25 protein-coding genes are annotated in these 14,939 nt (G+C 63.9%); all 25 read left to right on the top strand.

Translation table 11 applies throughout. The features are described 5' to 3' along the window. Nucleotides 1-181 precede the first annotated feature (181 nt). The 25 genes from RX333_RS12970 (at nucleotide 182) to rplQ (ending at nucleotide 14,346) form a co-directional block, all read left to right on the top strand. Nucleotides 182-583 carry a DUF2513 domain-containing protein gene (locus tag RX333_RS12970; RefSeq protein ID WP_316015371.1) on the top strand — a complete coding sequence of 134 codons (402 nt, stop codon included), beginning with the start codon at nucleotides 182-184 and terminating at the stop codon, nucleotides 581-583. A gap of 566 nt (nucleotides 584-1,149) precedes the next feature. Further along, nucleotides 1,150-1,983, top strand: coding sequence for a 50S ribosomal protein L2 (gene rplB, locus RX333_RS12975; RefSeq protein ID WP_316015372.1), 834 nt, complete (start codon nucleotides 1,150-1,152; stop codon nucleotides 1,981-1,983). A 13-nt stretch (nucleotides 1,984-1,996) separates the two neighbouring features. Next, on the top strand, nucleotides 1,997-2,275 hold the full coding sequence (rpsS, locus tag RX333_RS12980) for a 30S ribosomal protein S19 (RefSeq protein ID WP_316015373.1): 279 nt from the start codon (nucleotides 1,997-1,999) through the stop codon (nucleotides 2,273-2,275). A gap of 2 nt (nucleotides 2,276-2,277) precedes the next feature. After that, complete coding sequence (gene rplV, locus RX333_RS12985; protein WP_316015374.1) at nucleotides 2,278-2,667, top strand: 50S ribosomal protein L22; 390 nt, start codon at nucleotides 2,278-2,280, stop codon at nucleotides 2,665-2,667. Continuing rightward, a complete protein-coding gene (rpsC, locus tag RX333_RS12990) occupies nucleotides 2,667-3,380 on the top strand; it encodes a 30S ribosomal protein S3 (protein WP_316015375.1) in 714 nt (237 codons plus the stop codon). The genes rplV and rpsC overlap by 1 nt, the downstream gene beginning before the upstream one ends. Nucleotides 3,381-3,402: 22 nt before the next feature. Further along, the gene (gene rplP / locus RX333_RS12995) at nucleotides 3,403-3,816 is read left to right on the top strand and encodes a 50S ribosomal protein L16 (protein ID WP_316015376.1); all 414 of its coding nucleotides are present in this window, start codon (nucleotides 3,403-3,405) and stop codon (nucleotides 3,814-3,816) included. A 372-nt stretch (nucleotides 3,817-4,188) separates the two neighbouring features. Beyond that, a complete protein-coding gene (rpmC, locus tag RX333_RS13000; RefSeq protein ID WP_316015377.1) occupies nucleotides 4,189-4,395 on the top strand; it encodes a 50S ribosomal protein L29 in 207 nt (68 codons plus the stop codon). Nucleotides 4,396-4,398: 3 nt separating this feature from the next. Then, nucleotides 4,399-4,647, top strand: a complete 249-nt coding sequence (gene rpsQ / locus RX333_RS13005) for a 30S ribosomal protein S17 (RefSeq protein WP_316015378.1) — start codon at nucleotides 4,399-4,401, stop codon at nucleotides 4,645-4,647. Nucleotides 4,648-4,696: 49 nt separating this feature from the next. Continuing rightward, nucleotides 4,697-5,065, top strand: a complete 369-nt coding sequence (rplN, locus tag RX333_RS13010; RefSeq protein WP_316015379.1) for a 50S ribosomal protein L14 — start codon at nucleotides 4,697-4,699, stop codon at nucleotides 5,063-5,065. Then, nucleotides 5,065-5,379 (top strand): 50S ribosomal protein L24, encoded by a 315-nt coding sequence (gene rplX, locus RX333_RS13015; protein ID WP_316015380.1) that lies wholly within the window; start codon nucleotides 5,065-5,067, stop codon nucleotides 5,377-5,379. The genes rplN and rplX overlap by 1 nt, the downstream gene beginning before the upstream one ends. Continuing rightward, on the top strand, nucleotides 5,372-5,932 hold the full coding sequence (rplE, locus tag RX333_RS13020; protein WP_316015381.1) for a 50S ribosomal protein L5: 561 nt from the start codon (nucleotides 5,372-5,374) through the stop codon (nucleotides 5,930-5,932). The genes rplX and rplE overlap by 8 nt, the downstream gene beginning before the upstream one ends. Nucleotides 5,933-5,949: 17 nt before the next feature. Then, nucleotides 5,950-6,255 (top strand): 30S ribosomal protein S14, encoded by a 306-nt coding sequence (gene rpsN, locus RX333_RS13025; protein ID WP_316015382.1) that lies wholly within the window; start codon nucleotides 5,950-5,952, stop codon nucleotides 6,253-6,255. 13 nt (nucleotides 6,256-6,268) lie between these two features. Then, on the top strand, nucleotides 6,269-6,667 hold the full coding sequence (rpsH, locus tag RX333_RS13030; protein WP_316015383.1) for a 30S ribosomal protein S8: 399 nt from the start codon (nucleotides 6,269-6,271) through the stop codon (nucleotides 6,665-6,667). Between the two features lie 13 nt (nucleotides 6,668-6,680). Continuing rightward, complete coding sequence (gene rplF, locus RX333_RS13035) at nucleotides 6,681-7,214, top strand: 50S ribosomal protein L6 (RefSeq protein ID WP_316015384.1); 534 nt, start codon at nucleotides 6,681-6,683, stop codon at nucleotides 7,212-7,214. Between the two features lie 12 nt (nucleotides 7,215-7,226). Then, on the top strand, nucleotides 7,227-7,586 hold the full coding sequence (rplR, locus tag RX333_RS13040) for a 50S ribosomal protein L18 (protein ID WP_316015385.1): 360 nt from the start codon (nucleotides 7,227-7,229) through the stop codon (nucleotides 7,584-7,586). Between the two features lie 12 nt (nucleotides 7,587-7,598). Then, nucleotides 7,599-8,183: a 30S ribosomal protein S5 gene (gene rpsE, locus RX333_RS13045; protein ID WP_316015386.1), complete on the top strand. Its 585-nt coding sequence runs from the start codon at nucleotides 7,599-7,601 to the stop codon at nucleotides 8,181-8,183. 1 nt (nucleotide 8,184) lies between these two features. Beyond that, nucleotides 8,185-8,373, top strand: coding sequence for a 50S ribosomal protein L30 (rpmD, locus tag RX333_RS13050; RefSeq protein ID WP_316015427.1), 189 nt, complete (start codon nucleotides 8,185-8,187; stop codon nucleotides 8,371-8,373). Nucleotides 8,374-8,446: 73 nt separating this feature from the next. Further along, complete coding sequence (locus RX333_RS13055; RefSeq protein WP_316015387.1) at nucleotides 8,447-8,932, top strand: hypothetical protein; 486 nt, start codon at nucleotides 8,447-8,449, stop codon at nucleotides 8,930-8,932. Between the two features lie 177 nt (nucleotides 8,933-9,109). Further along, entirely contained in the window at nucleotides 9,110-9,592 is a 483-nt protein-coding gene (rplO, locus tag RX333_RS13060) for a 50S ribosomal protein L15 (protein ID WP_316015388.1), read from the top strand. Between the two features lie 96 nt (nucleotides 9,593-9,688). Then, entirely contained in the window at nucleotides 9,689-11,047 is a 1,359-nt protein-coding gene (gene secY, locus RX333_RS13065) for a preprotein translocase subunit SecY (protein ID WP_316015389.1), read from the top strand. Further along, nucleotides 11,047-11,694, top strand: a complete 648-nt coding sequence (locus RX333_RS13070) for an adenylate kinase (RefSeq protein ID WP_316015390.1) — start codon at nucleotides 11,047-11,049, stop codon at nucleotides 11,692-11,694. Before secY ends, RX333_RS13070 begins: the two co-directional genes overlap by 1 nt. 179 nt (nucleotides 11,695-11,873) lie before the next feature. Beyond that, a complete protein-coding gene (gene rpsM, locus RX333_RS13075; protein WP_316015391.1) occupies nucleotides 11,874-12,242 on the top strand; it encodes a 30S ribosomal protein S13 in 369 nt (122 codons plus the stop codon). A 15-nt stretch (nucleotides 12,243-12,257) separates the two neighbouring features. Beyond that, the gene (gene rpsK, locus RX333_RS13080; protein WP_316015392.1) at nucleotides 12,258-12,647 is read left to right on the top strand and encodes a 30S ribosomal protein S11; all 390 of its coding nucleotides are present in this window, start codon (nucleotides 12,258-12,260) and stop codon (nucleotides 12,645-12,647) included. A 141-nt stretch (nucleotides 12,648-12,788) separates the two neighbouring features. Continuing rightward, entirely contained in the window at nucleotides 12,789-13,805 is a 1,017-nt protein-coding gene (locus RX333_RS13085; protein WP_316015393.1) for a DNA-directed RNA polymerase subunit alpha, read from the top strand. A 121-nt stretch (nucleotides 13,806-13,926) separates the two neighbouring features. Beyond that, entirely contained in the window at nucleotides 13,927-14,346 is a 420-nt protein-coding gene (rplQ, locus tag RX333_RS13090) for a 50S ribosomal protein L17 (RefSeq protein WP_316015394.1), read from the top strand. Nucleotides 14,347-14,939: the final 593 nt, after the last annotated feature.

The raw sequence follows: 14,939 nt of genomic DNA on the forward strand, positions 1-14,939 counted from the left end.
AAACGGGGGGCTGCGATGCGTATGGCATGCGTATGGCAGATTGTCGGGCGGGGCCGGGCGTTAAGGATTGGGGGTGGGGCGGTAGCCCGAACTTCCCTTTACCGCCTTGTAATGAATGACGTCCTCCCTTGATCAGTGTCGAGCATTGCATTGAGCATGTGGACGAGTAAGGAGGCCTCGAATGAAACGTGACATGGATCTGATCCGTGACCTTTTGCTGAAGATTGAGAACGGGAGAACTTCTTTTCAGGCCCTGCCCAAGAGTCATGCGGAGGCCTTGGGAATATCGGAGGAAGAAGCATTAGACGACACCGAGGCGGAAGAGTTGGCCCGCCATCTGGAGCTGCTGGAAGAAGCTGGTTTTGCTAAGTTTGAGCGGACGCTGGACGGCGAGTGGTTCGACGCGAACATCACATGGTCTGGCTATGAATTTCTGGACAACGTCAGAGACCCAGAGATTTGGGAAATGGCTAAGCGTGGTGCCTCGAAGGCTGGTGGAGCTGGCTTGGAGCTTCTGGGACAGCTGGCTAAGGGTTTACTCAAAACGCAGATAGAGAAACACACTGGAGTCGATATCGGCTGAACGACGTGCATCTTGCAGCATCGTTTGTCGCGTCTTCCCGCGCGGAGTCAAGCCGAAGGCGCCGCGCATCGCCGGGCCGCCCCCCCGGCCCGGCGATTTGGTTGATGTCGCGCGCGGCGGTGAGGTTTTGCGGACTTGGCTGATATAAAGTGCCATGCTCGGGCCGAGGATCGCCGCACCGCGGCCCGGCGATGCGCGGCTTGCGGGCGAACTGACCTCTGGTGGCATCTGTCATGGTGAGTTTGTCGCGGAGGAGGGTGGGAGCGGATCGTTTGCCAGCCATGCTCGGGCCGCGGATCGCCGCGCTGCGGCCCGGCAATGCGCGGCTCGTGGGTGGTGCGACGCGAGCCACGGCAGTATTCCGCCCGCCGCCCTTGACCCTGCAGCCGGTCTCCCCTACACGACCCCATCGGAAGCAGCCCCGGATTCGTCCGGGGCTTTGTTTTCGTGACGAATCATCGGGGACCTTCGGGGCCCTATAAAGCGGAGGGTCGCCGTACATCGCGCGGGCCTCTCAACCATAGCGGGGCCACGCGCCCCGCATTGCTAGACGGAAGACAGAAAGCATGGCACTCAAGTCGTATAAGCCGACGACGCCGGGCCAGCGCGGGCTGGTGCTGATCGACCGTTCGGAGCTGTGGAAAGGCCGTCCGGTCAAGTCCCTCACCGAGGGTCTGACCAAGAACGGTGGCCGGAACAACACCGGACGTATCACGATGCGCCGCAAGGGCGGCGGGGCGAAGCGTCTCTACCGGATCGTGGACTTCAAGCGTCGCAAGTTCGACGTGTCCGCCGCGGTCGAGCGGATCGAGTACGATCCCAACCGGACCGCGTTCATCGCGCTCCTGAAATACACCGATGGCGAGCAGGCCTACATCCTGGCCCCGCAGCGCCTCGCGGTCGGCGACATGGTCGTCGCGGGTGCCAAGGTCGACGTGAAGCCCGGCAACGCGATGCCCTTCACCGGCATGCCGATCGGCACCATCGTCCACAACATCGAGCTGAAGCCCGGCAAGGGCGGCCAGATCGCGCGCTCGGCAGGCACCTATGCCCAGTTCGTCGGCCGTGACGGCGGCTACGCGCAGATCCGCCTGTCCTCGGGCGAGCTGCGGATGGTGCGCCAGGAATGCATGGCGACGGTGGGCGCGGTCTCGAACCCCGATCACTCGAACCAGAACCTCGGCAAGGCAGGCCGCAACCGGCACAAGGGCATCCGCCCCTCCGTCCGCGGCGTCGTCATGAACCCGATCGATCACCCGCATGGTGGTGGTGAAGGCCGGACCTCGGGTGGTCGCCACCCGGTGACCCCGTGGGGCAAGCCGACCAAGGGTGCCCGCACCCGCACCAACAAGACGACCGACAAGTACATCCTGCGGTCGCGCCACCAGCGCAAGAAATAAGGAGGCCTGACACATGGCACGTTCAGTCTGGAAAGGCCCGTTCGTCGACAGCTACGTCCTGAAGAAGGCCGAGAAAGCGCGCGAATCCGGTCGCAACGACGTCATCAAGATCTGGTCGCGTCGCTCGACCATCCTGCCGCAATTCGTCGGCCTGACCTTCGGTGTCTACAACGGCAAGAAGCATATCCCGGTGTCCGTCACCGAGGAGATGATCGGTCAGAAATTCGGTGAGTATTCCCCCACGCGGACCTATTACGGCCACGCGGCGGACAAGAAAGCGAAGCGGAAGTAATCATGGGACAGTCCAAGAACCCCCGCCGCGCGGCGGATAACGAGGCGATCGCGATCTCCTCGATGCTGCGCACCTCGCCGCAGAAGCTCAACCTCGTAGCCCAGATGATCCGGAACAAGCCGGTCGACAAGGCGCTGACGGACCTGACCTTCTCCAAGAAGCGCATCGCCGCCGACGTGAAGAAGACCCTTCAGTCCGCGATCGCCAATGCCGAGAACAACCACGGCCTCGACGTCGACGAGCTGATCGTCGCGGAAGCCTATGTCGGCAAGAACCTGGTCATGAAGCGCGGTCGCCCGCGTGCGCGTGGCCGTTTCGGTCGGATCCTGAAGCCGTTCAGCCAGGTCACGATCAAGGTGCGCCAGGTCAGTGCAGAAGAGGAGCAAGCCTGATGGGAAACAAGGTAAACCCGATCGGCCTGCGCCTGCAGGTCAACCGTACCTGGGACAGCCGCTGGTACGCGGACACCAAGGAATACGGAAACCTGCTGCATGAGGATATCGCGATCCGCGAGTACATCCACAAGCACCAGACCGCCGCCGGCATCAGCCGCATCATCATCGAGCGCCCGCACCGCAAGTGCCGCGTCACGATCCATGCGGCCCGTCCGGGCGTCATCATTGGCAAGAAGGGCGCGGACATCGAAAGCCTGCGCCGCGAGCTGTCGAAGCTGACCGATAGCGAGCTGCACCTCAACATCGTCGAGGTCCGCAAGCCCGAGATCGACGCACGCCTGGTGGCCGAGAACATCGCCCAGCAGCTCGAGCGTCGGGTGTCCTTCCGCCGGGCGCTGAAGCGCGCGGTGCAGAACGCCATGCGCATGGGTGCGCTCGGCATCCGGATCAACGCGGCCGGCCGTCTGGGCGGTGCCGAGATCGCTCGGACCGAGTGGTATCGCGAGGGCCGCGTGCCCCTGCACACCCTGCGGGCCGACATCGATTACGCGCATGTCGAGGGCATGACCGCCTACGGCATCATCGGGATCAAGGTCTGGATCTTCAAAGGCGAGATCATGGAGCACGATCCCTCCGCGCGTGACCGTCGTCACGAAGAACTGCAATCCGGTGGCCGCCCCGGCGGTCGTCCCGGCGGTCGCGACCGCTGAGTAGGCGTAGAGGAGAGACGAGATGCTTTCGCCAAAGCGCACGAAGTACCGCAAGCAGCAGAAGGGCCGGATCCACGGCGAGGCGAAGGGTGGCTCCACCCTGACCTTCGGCCAGTACGGCCTGAAGGCGACCACGCCCGAGCGTGTCACCGCCCGCCAGATCGAAGCCGCCCGTCGGGCCATGACGCGCCACATGAAGCGTCAGGGCCGCGTGTGGATCCGCATCTTCCCCGACGTGCCCGTCACGTCGAAGCCCACCGAGGTCCGGATGGGTAAGGGTAAGGGCTCGGTCGATTACTGGGCGGCCAAGGTGAAGCCCGGCCGCGTGATGTTCGAGATCGACGGCGTGAACGAGGAAATCGCCCGCGAGGCCCTGCGCCTCGCCGCGATGAAGCTCCCCGTGAAGTGCCGCTTCGTCGAGCGCGAAGACTGGTAAGGCCGGACGGCTTGCATGAGAATGAGGCCCTCGCCATCGGCGGGGGTCTTTTCGTTTGGAGGTGCAGACAAGCGCGGAATCAAGGGCGTAGCCCGCCGCGCATCGCCGGGCCGCCCCCCGGCACGGCGATTTGGCTGATGGAGGCATGACGCCGATAGGTGTCGCGGGCTTTGCGGGCATAAAGTGCCATGCTCGACGGTAGGATCGCCGCACCGCGGCCCGGCGATGCGCGGCTTACGCCACTGGCGCGGGGAAAAGGGTTGCGCCAGCGCGCAATCCCCCGTATTGGGGCCGCTCTATCACCTACTCCATCGGAATCAGGGTGATCCGGCGCGGCCGGAGCTCTCCGATGATTGTTGAAAGGAAATGGCGATGAACGCCGCTGAACTTCGCGACAAGACGCCCGACGAGCTGCGTGAGCAGCTGGTCGCGCTGAAGAAGGAGGCCTTTAACCTCCGCTTCCAGGGGGCCACGGGCCAGCTGGAGAACACCGCACGCATGCGCACCGTCCGCCGCGACGTCGCCCGCGTGAACACCATCCTGAACGAGAAAGCCGCAGCCGCGGCCAGCGAGGAGTGATCGATGCCTAAGCGTATTCTCCAGGGCACCGTGACCAGCGACAAGAACGACCAGACCATCACGGTCCTCGTCGAGCGTCGCTACACCCACCCGCTGCTCCACAAGACCGTGCGCGCGTCCAAGAAGTACCGCGCGCATGACGAAGACAACGCCTACAAGGTCGGCGACACGGTCCGCATCATCGAATGCGCACCGCGGTCCAAGACCAAGCGTTGGGAAGTGTTCACCGAAGCCTCCGCTTCGGCCGAATAAGACTTAGCGAAACCGAGGGGCCGCGTCCCCTCAGGTCGGGAGAAACCAAATGATCCAGATGCAGACGAATCTGGATGTCGCTGACAACTCCGGCGCGCGCCGGGTGCAGTGCATCAAGGTTCTCGGCGGCGCCAAGCGTAAATACGCGAGCGTCGGCGATATCATCGTGGTGTCCGTGAAAGAGGCCATTCCGCGCGGTCGCGTGAAGAAGGGTGACGTCCGCAAGGCCGTCGTCGTTCGCACCGCCAAGGAAGTGCGCCGCGAAGACGGCACCGCCATCCGCTTCGACCGCAACGCCGCGGTGATCCTGAACAATTCGAACGAGCCCGTCGGCACCCGTATCTTCGGGCCGGTCGTGCGCGAACTGCGTTCGAAGAACTTCATGAAGATCATCTCGCTCGCACCGGAGGTGCTGTGATGGCTGCGAAACTCCGCAAGGGCGACAAGGTCGTCGTGCTCGCCGGCAAGGACAAGGGCAAGGAAGGCGAAATCACCGCCGTCATGCCCAAGGATGGCAAGGCCACCGTGTCCGGCGTGAACGTCGCGATCCGCCACACCCGCCAGACCCAGAACACGCAAGGCGGCCGGATCTCGAAAGAGATGCCGATCCAGCTGAGCAATCTGGCCCTGGTCGACCCGAAGGACGGCGGCCCGACCCGCGTCGGCTTCCGCATGGAAGACGGCAAGAAGGTCCGCTTCGCCAAGAAATCCGGGGAGAAGCTCGATGCTTGATGCCGCGTCCTACACCCCGCGTCTGAAGACGCAGTACCGCGAGACGATCCGCCCCGCTCTGAAGGAGGAATTCTCCTACAAGAACGACATGCAGATCCCGCGCCTCGACAAGGTCGTCCTGAACATGGGCGTCGGCGAGGCCGTCGCGGACAGCAAGAAGATCAAGTCCGCACATGACGATCTGATGAAGATCGCGGGCCAGAAGCCGGTCATCAACAAGGCCAAGAAGTCGATCGCCGGCTTCAAGGTCCGTGAAGAGATGCCGCTCGGCACGAAGGTCACCCTGCGCGGCGACCGCATGTACGACTTCCTCGATCGCCTGATCACCATCGCGCTGCCGCGCGTGCGTGACTTCCGTGGCGTCTCGGGCAAGAGCTTCGACGGTCGTGGCAACTACGCCATGGGCCTGAAGGAGCACATCGTGTTCCCCGAGATCAACTTCGACCAGGTCGACCAGATGTGGGGCATGGACATCGTCATCTGCACCACCGCGGAGACCGATGCCGAAGCCAAGGCGCTGTTGAAGCATTTCAACATGCCCTTCACCAACTAAAGCCGCGAGGAAGAGTTATGGCGAAGAAATCCATGATCGAGCGGCAGAAGAAGCGCGAGCGTCTCGTCGCGAAATATGCCGCCAAGCGCGCTGAGCTCAAAGAGCGCGCGAATGACGAAAACCTGGACCGGGCCGAGCGTTTCAAGGCGCGGATGCAGCTTGCCAAGCTGCCCCGCAACTCCTCGCCCACCCGTCTGAACAACCGTTGCCAGGTGACCGGTCGTCCGAAGGCTTACTACCGTAAGCTGAAGATGAGCCGGATCGCGCTGCGGGATTATGCCTCGATCGGGCAGATCCCCGGCATGGTCAAGTCGAGCTGGTAAGGAGGATTACGATATGTCGATGAACGATCCTCTCGGCGATATGCTGACCCGCATCCGCAACGCGCAGATGCGCGGCAAGACCTCGGTGGTCTCGCCCGCGTCCAAGGTCCGGGCCTGGGTGCTCGACGTGCTCGAGTCCGAGGGCTACATCCGCGGCTACGAGAAAGTCGACGGTGCCGACGGCCACCCGGCCCTGCGCATCGAGCTCAAGTATTTCGATGGCGAGCCGGTGATCCGCGAACTCAAGCGCGTCTCCACCCCCGGCCGTCGCGTGTACTCGGGCGTCAAGGACATCCCGCAGGTCCGTCAGGGCCTGGGCGTGGCCATCGTCTCCACCCCCCGCGGCGTCATGTCCGACGCGCAGGCACGCTCCGCCAATGTCGGCGGCGAAGTGCTCTGCACCGTATTCTGAGGGAGGACAGGCAATGTCTCGTATCGGAAAGAAGCCGATCGACCTGCCCGGTGGCGTCTCCGCCTCCGTGTCCGGTCAGACCATCGAGGTGAAGGGGCCCAAGGGCACCCGCAGCTTCACCGCCACCGACGATGTGGACCTCAAGGTCGAGGACAACACCGTCACCGTGACGCCGCGTGGCAAGTCCAAGCGCGCGCGCCAGCAATGGGGCATGTCCCGCACGCAAGTCGCGAACCTCGTGACCGGCGTGACGGACGGGTTCTCCAAGGAGCTGGAGATCAACGGTGTCGGCTACCGTGCGCAGGTCCAGGGCAAGACCCTGAAGCTGGCGCTCGGCTACAGCCACGACGTCGACTTCGAGATCCCCGACGGGGTCACGATCACCGCGGCCAAGCCCACGGAACTGAAGGTCGAGGGCATCGACCAGCAGCTCGTCGGGCAGGTTGCCGCGAATATCCGTGAATGGCGCAAACCCGAACCTTACAAAGGTAAAGGCATCAAATACAAAGATGAATTTATCTTCCGTAAGGAAGGGAAGAAGAAGTAAGGAGCGCGACAGATGGCGAACAGCAAACGTGAACTGTTCCAGAAGCGCCGCCTGCGCGTCCGGAACAAACTGCGGAAGACGGCGAACGGCCGTCCCCGCCTGAGCGTCCACCGCTCGTCCAAGAACATCTCGGTGCAGATCATCGACGATGCGCAGGGCGTGACCCTGGCCTCCGCCTCCTCGCTGGAGCCGGGCCTGGGTGTCGTGGGCAAGAATAATGTCGAGGCGTCCGCGAAGGTCGGCGCCGCGATCGCCGAGCGGGCGAAGGAAAAGGGCGTCGAAGACGTCTATTTCGACCGCGGTGGCTTCCTGTTCCACGGGAAGGTCAAGGCGCTCGCGGATGCGGCCCGCGAGGGCGGCCTGAAGTTCTGATAGGAGGCGATAATGGCACGTGAAGACAATCGCCGGGGCGGTCGCGATCGCGACGAAAACCCGGAATTCGCCGATCGCCTCGTCGCGATCAACCGGGTCTCGAAGACGGTGAAGGGCGGTAAGCGCTTCGGCTTCGCGGCTCTGGTGGTCGTGGGGGATCAGAAGGGCCGTGTCGGCTTCGGCAAGGGTAAGGCCCGCGAGGTTCCCGAGGCGATCCGCAAGGCGACCGAGAGCGCGAAGCGCGCGATGATCCGCGTTCCGCTGCGCGAGGGCCGGACGCTGCACCACGACATGCAGGGCCGTCATGGCGCGGGCAAGGTCGTGATGCGCACCGCACCGCAAGGTACGGGCATCATCGCGGGCGGCCCGATGCGCGCCGTGTTCGAGATGCTGGGCGTCCAGGACGTGGTGGCCAAGTCCACCGGGTCCCAGAACCCCTACAACATGATCCGCGCGACGCTCGACGGGCTTCGCAAGGAATCGTCCCCCCGCTCGGTCGCGCAGCGTCGCGGCAAGAAGGTGGCCGACATCCTGCCCAAGGCGGACGACGCGGCAAACAGCTCGACCCAGACGGTCGAAGAAACCGCGGAGGCCTGAGATCATGGCAACCATCGTCGTCAAGCAGATCGGCTCCCCGATCCGCCGCCCGAAGGATCAGCTCGCCACACTCAAGGGCTTGGGGCTGAACAAGATGCACAAGACGCGCGAGCTGGAAGACACCCCGGCCGTGCGCGGCATGATCGCGAAGATCCCCCACATGGTGGAGATCGTCGAAGAGAAGGCGTGAGCTTTCGCACAGATCGATAGTCGAACGGGCGGTACCAAGGTGCCGCCCGTTTGGTTTTTGGAGGACGAGTCGCGTGAAAACGAGAGCCGCAGGACTGCTGCACAACCCTCTTGCGGCGCTTGTCATTGCCGCAGTCTTCTTCTTCCTGAGCCAAGGCGGTAGCGAGTGGATCAGCTCCAAGTTTCGATCCAAACCAACTGTGACTTGGTTCGTAGAGGGAAATATCACGACCGAGATCCCCTTCTATGCAGGACACGCCATTCTCGAAGAGGATGACTTCGACAGCGATCTGGAAGATCCAATGTCACCCGATGTGTTCGTCTTGATCTACGACGAGGCGCATGGGGATGAATTGGTCGAGTTCGCTGAATCGCTGGGAGCGCCCTCGAGCTGGGCCGAAAACCTCCAGTACGTCGCGCAAGCTGAGCTTACGTCATCGGGGAGCGGCAAGCGGACGCTTCGTATCGTTATTATCAATCCCGCAAATTTTTCCGGAAGCCGAAATTCGGTGGAGGGTCGGCTGTCATCGATGCGTGCGCGCATACTCGGCAACAGCTAGGATGCCATTTCTGATTGCCGTAAAGGCCATTTCTGATTGCCGTAAAGGCGTAGGAGGCTTGCAAGATCGGGGGCGCTTACGTATAGCCCCCCGGTGGCGTCAGCCGCTTACGAATCTGTAGACAAGCCGTGGTCCCCGCATATCGCTCGGTGGGCGCATCCGGCAAAGGAGAGCGACATGAAACTCAACGAACTGCGCGACAATCCCGGCGCGACCAAGAAGCGGACCCGCGTGGGTCGCGGCCCCGGCTCCGGCAAGGGCAAGATGGGTGGCCGTGGTATCAAGGGTCAGAAATCCCGTTCGGGCGTGGCGATCAACGCCTACGAGGGCGGCCAGATGCCGCTCTACCAGCGGCTGCCCAAGCGCGGCTTCAACGTGCCGAACCCCAAGAAATACGCCGTCGTCAATATCGGCCTGATCCAGAAATTCGTGGATGCGGGCAAGCTCGACGCGAAAAATGACATCGACGAGGACGCGCTGGTCGCCTCCGGTCTCGTGCGTCGCAAGCGCGACGGCGTGCGCCTGCTGGCCAAGGGTGAGCTGAGCACCGCGGTCAAGCTGGCCGTCACCGGCGCCTCCAAAGGCGCCGTCGAGGCGGTCGAGAAGGCGGGCGGTTCCGTCACCATTACCGCCCCCGCGGCGGACGCTGCGGCGGAATGACGGTTGTGGGGGCGGTCCCCGCCCTCTACATCTAGCACCTGAACTTTCGCGCCGCCTGAGCCATCCGGTTCGGCGGCGCTCTCATGGAGGGGCCCCATGGCATCCGCAGCGGAACAGATGGCCGCGAACATGAGCTGGAGCACCTTCGGCAAGGCCAAGGAACTGCAACAGCGCATCGTCTTCGCCCTCGCGCTACTCATCGTCTATCGCATCGGCACCTACGTCCCCGTTCCGGGGCTGGATATCGTGCAACTGCGCGAATTCTTCCAGAGCGCGCAGGCCGGGATCGGCGGGCTCGTCAACATGTTCACCGGCGGCGCGATCAGCCGGGGCGCGGTCTTCGCGCTCGGCATCATGCCCTATATCTCCGCCTCGATCATCGTGCAGCTTCTGACGGCCATGGTGCCGAGCCTGGAGCAGCTGAAGAAGGAGGGCGAGCAGGGACGCCGCAAGATCAACCAGTACACCCGCTACGGCACGGTGCTGCTGGCGCTGTTCCAGGGCTACGGCATCGCCGTGGGGCTGGAGACGAGCGGCATCGCGCTCGATCCGGGCTGGTTCTTCCGCGCCTCGACCGTCATCACGCTGGTTGGCGGCACCATGTTCCTGATGTGGCTGGGTGAGCAGATCACCGCGCGCGGCATCGGCAACGGGATCTCGCTGATCATCTTCGTGGGCATCATCGCCGAGCTTCCGGCGGCGATCGCGCAGTTCCTCGAAGCGGGTCGGACCGGCGCAATCTCCACCCCGGTGGTGCTGGGCGTGATCGTCATGGCGATCGCCGTGATCGCCTTCGTCGTGTTCATGGAGCGGGCGCTTCGGAAGGTTCACATCCAGTATCCGCGCCGCCAGGTCGGTAACAAGATGTATGGCGGCGAGAGCTCTCACCTGCCCATCAAGCTGAACCCCGCAGGCGTGATCCCCGCGATCTTCGCCTCGTCGCTGCTGCTGCTGCCGCAGACCGTCGCGACCTTCTCCTCCGAGAGCGGGGGCGGTGCGCTGAGCTACGTGTCCGCCTATCTGGGCCGGGGGCAGCCGCTGAACCTCTTGTTCTTCGGGTCGATGATCGTGTTCTTCGCCTATTTCTACACGGCGAACGTGGCGTTCAAGACCGAGGACGTGGCCGACAACCTCAAGAAGCAGGGCGGCTTCGTGCCCGGCATCCGGCCCGGCAAGCGGACGGCGGAATATCTCGACTACGTCGTGACGCGCCTGCTGGTCATCGGCTCGGCCTACCTGACCGCGGTCTGCCTGCTGCCCGAGCTGCTGATCTCGCAACTGGCGCTGCCGTTCTACTTCGGAGGCACCTCGCTGTTGATCGTCGTGTCGGTCTCGATGGATACGGTCAGCCAGGTGCAGAGCCATCTTCTCGCCCACCAGTACGAAAGCCTCATTGAAAAATCGAAGCTGGGTGGTAAAGGTGCACGCAAGAAAAGAACTCTGGGACGTCACTGATGAATATTATCCTGCTTGGCCCGCCGGGCGCCGGTAAAGGCACCCAAGCCCGAACCCTGGTCGAGGAGCGGGGTCTCGTCCAACTCTCCACCGGCGACATGCTGCGCGCGGCGAAGAGCTCGGGCACCGAGATGGGCAACCGCGTCGCCGACGTGATGGCGCGCGGGGACCTCGTCACCGACGAGATCGTCATCGGCCTGATCGGCGAGCAGATCGAGGCGCACGGGGCTGGCACCGGCTTCATCTTCGACGGCTTCCCCCGCACGCTGGCCCAGGCCGACGCGCTGACCGAGTTGCTCGACAAGCATGGCCGCACGCTCGACGCCGTGGTCGAGATGAAGGTCGACGACGAGGCGCTGATCGCGCGCGTCACGGGCCGCGCGACCTGCGCCAATTGCGGCGAGGTCTATCACGACGTGACGAAGCCGATCCCGGCGGACGGCAAGTGCGTGAAGTGCGGGCATACCGAGTTCACGCGGCGCGCCGACGACAACGAGAGCTCGATGCGCAATCGTCTGATGACCTATTACCGCGAGACCTCGCCGCTGATCGGGTACTACTACGCCAATGGCAAGCTGCGCTCGATCGACGGTCTGGGCGCCATCGACGAGGTGAAAGCCCGCGTGGCCGAGGCCATCGGAGGCTGATCCCGAGGGGCATTGACCACCGGCGGAAATCCGCTATAAGGCACGCCTCCCCGACGAATTGGGAGAATCAGGTACGGCACTCGTCGCGCCTAACGGACCATCGGCAATCCTGGCGATGGTCCTTCGTTGTGAAAAAAGGTTCTGGCGTTACGGAACCGCAACCGGACTGGAGACTATCCTTGGCGCGTATTGCAGGCGTTAACATCCCCACGAACAAGCAGGTGCAGATCGCTCTCACCTATATCCACGGCATCGGCCGCAGCGCCGCCGTCGAGATCTGCGAGGCGACCGGCGTCGAGCCGACCTCCCGCGTGAACGAGCTGAGCGACGCGGACGCGCTCAAGCTGCGCGAGCACATCGATGCGAACTACACCGTCGAGGGCGACCTGCGTCGCGAGAACTCGATGAACGTGAAGCGTCTGATGGACCTCGGCTGCTATCGCGGCCTGCGCCATCGTCGCGGCCTTCCGGTGCGCGGTCAGCGGACCCACACCAATGCACGCACGCGCAAGGGCCCCGCACGCCCGATTGCCGGCAAGAAGAAGTAAGGGAGGACCGTATCAATGGCACGTGACAAGATTCGCGCGAAGAAGAAGGTCTCCAAGAACATCTCGGCAGGCGTCGCGCATGTGAACTCTTCGTTCAACAACACCAAGATCCTGATCTCGGACGCGCAGGGCAACGCCATCGCGTGGTCCTCCTCGGGCACGATGGGCTTCAAGGGATCGCGCAAGTCGACCCCCTATGCCGCCCAGGTTGCCGCGGAGGATGCCGGCCGCAAGGCGCAGGAGCACGGGATGCGCACGCTCGACGTCGAGGTGCAGGGCCCCGGCTCCGGCCGCGAGAGCGCGCTGCGTGCGCTGAGCGCCATCGGCTTCACCATCACGGCGATCCGTGACGTGACCCCGATCGCGCACAATGGCTGCCGCCCGCCGAAGCGCCGCCGCGTCTGATCTTCGGACAGTGAATGACGGGTGCGAGCGGGGTTTCCCGCCCGCGCCCATTCCCGTTCGGGCCCACCCCCCGGACTTTGTGACGACCTCGGGCGTTCCCGGCAGCGGATCCCGCCGGAAACTGGCATGGAGGATACAATAATGATCCACAAGAACTGGCAGGCCCTCATCCGGCCCAACGCGCTCGACATCAAGCCGGGCAACGATCCCAAGCGTTTCGCCACCGCCACCGCCGAGCCGCTGGAGCGGGGCTTCGGCCTGACGCTGGGCAACGCGCTGCGCCGCGTGCTGATGAGCTCGCTGCAGGGTGCGGCGATCACCTCCGTCCAGATCGACGGCGTGCTGCACGAGTTCTCCTCCGTCGCCGGTGTGCGCGAGGACGTGACCGACATCGTGCTGAACCTCAAGGGCGTGGCGCTGCTGATGGAAGTCGACGGGCCCAAGCGCCTGTCGATCTCGGCCAAGGGGCCGGGCCTGGTGACGGCTGCGGACATCTCCGAGAGCGCGGGCATCGAGGTTCTGAACAAGGACCACGTGATCTGCCACCTCGACGATGGCGCCAGCGTCTACATGGAACTGACCGTGGAGAACGGGAAGGGCTACGTCGCCGCCGACAAGAACCGCCCCGAGGACGCGCCGATCGGCCTGATCTCGGTCGATGCGCTCTACTCGCCCGTGCGCAAGGTCTCCTACAAGGTGGAGCCGACGCGCGAAGGGCAGGTGCTCGACTATGACAAGCTGACGCTGAACGTCGAGACGGACGGCTCGATCACCCCCGAGGACGCGATCGCCTATGCCGCGCGCATCCTGCAGGACCAGCTCAACGTCTTCGTCAACTTCGACGAGCCCGAGGCCGCGACCCGCGCCGAGGAAGAGGACGATCTGGAGTTCAACCCGCTTCTGCTCAAGAAGGTGGACGAGCTGGAACTGTCGGTCCGGTCGGCGAACTGCCTGAAGAACGACAACATCGTCTATATCGGCGACCTGATCCAGAAGACCGAAGCGGAGATGCTGCGCACCCCGAACTTCGGCCGCAAGTCGCTGAACGAGATCAAGGAAGTGCTGACCGGCATGGGTCTGCACCTCGGCATGGACATCGTCGACTGGCCGCCCGAGAACATCGAGGACCTGGCCAAGAAGTACGAAGACCAGTTCTGATCGGGTGATCCCGGATTTCCCCGCGGGGAAATCCGGAAGCCCACGGGCAATCCCGCCCCACCAAGGAGAGCGTCCCGCACGCATGGGTCGCCGGACAAAGTATTGAAAAAGGATACGAAAAATGCGTCACGGTAATGGTTACCGCAAGCTCAACCGCACTCACGAGCACCGCAAGGCGATGTTCGCGAACATGGCCGCGTCCCTGATCGAGCACGAGCAGATCAAGACGACCCTGCCCAAGGCGAAGGAGCTCAAGCGGATCATCGACAAGCTGATCACGCTCGGTAAGCGCGGCGACCTGCACGCGCGCCGTCTGGCCCATTCGCAGATCAAGCAGGACGCCGCCGTCGCCAAGCTGATGGACGTGCTGGGCGAGCGCTACAAGGACCGCTCGGGCGGCTATTCCCGCGTGCTGAAGGCCGGTTTCCGCTATGGCGACATGGCGCCGATGGCGATCATCGAGCTGGTTGATCGCGACGAGAGCGCGAAGGGCGCGGGCGACCGTGCGCGCGTGGCCGAGGAGGAAGCGGCGGAGGAGTGATCCTTCCCGACTTGCCTGAATTTCGCAGAAAGCCCCGGCCGCCGCGCCGGGGCTTTTTCGTTGGTTAACGCCGAAAAACGCGGTCTGCGATGCGTATGGCACGCGTATGGCACGCGTATGGCAGATGGCGGGCGCCGCGCGGATCGTTAACCTTTCGCGTGAGGCGGGGGCGGACGAGTATTTGAGCCAATCCGAAGGCGGGTTTCGATGAGAGCCCCGGTTCCGGCCGCGCGGGAAGGGCGGGACGTGCTTCGCGTTGGGGCGGGCGATTGGCTTTCTACGTGCGGGAAGGGCGGGCGCGTATCAGGCTGTCCGAAGGCAGGTTTCGGGCCGGACGACGATTCTTGCTGCGAACGGGGTTCGGTGGGACGGGTGGGGTGCCCTCTGGACCACGACCGAGCGATTTGCATTTTGTGCCTGACCGGGGGCGGACGGGTCGCCAGGGCAATCGAGAGCAGGTTCGGGAGCTCTACGTATTTGAATGGAGGGGTGAGTTGCCGGCGAGGCGCGGTGCCGTCGTTCCTCTCGACTGAATGACAGGCTGTCCGAGCGATCCCTTCCGTTGGTGCAGTATGAAGGTCGATGCGTATGGG

The sequence above is a fragment of the Roseobacter sp. HKCCA0434 genome, assembly GCF_032464675.1.
GTDB lineage: Bacteria > Pseudomonadota > Alphaproteobacteria > Rhodobacterales > Rhodobacteraceae > Pontivivens.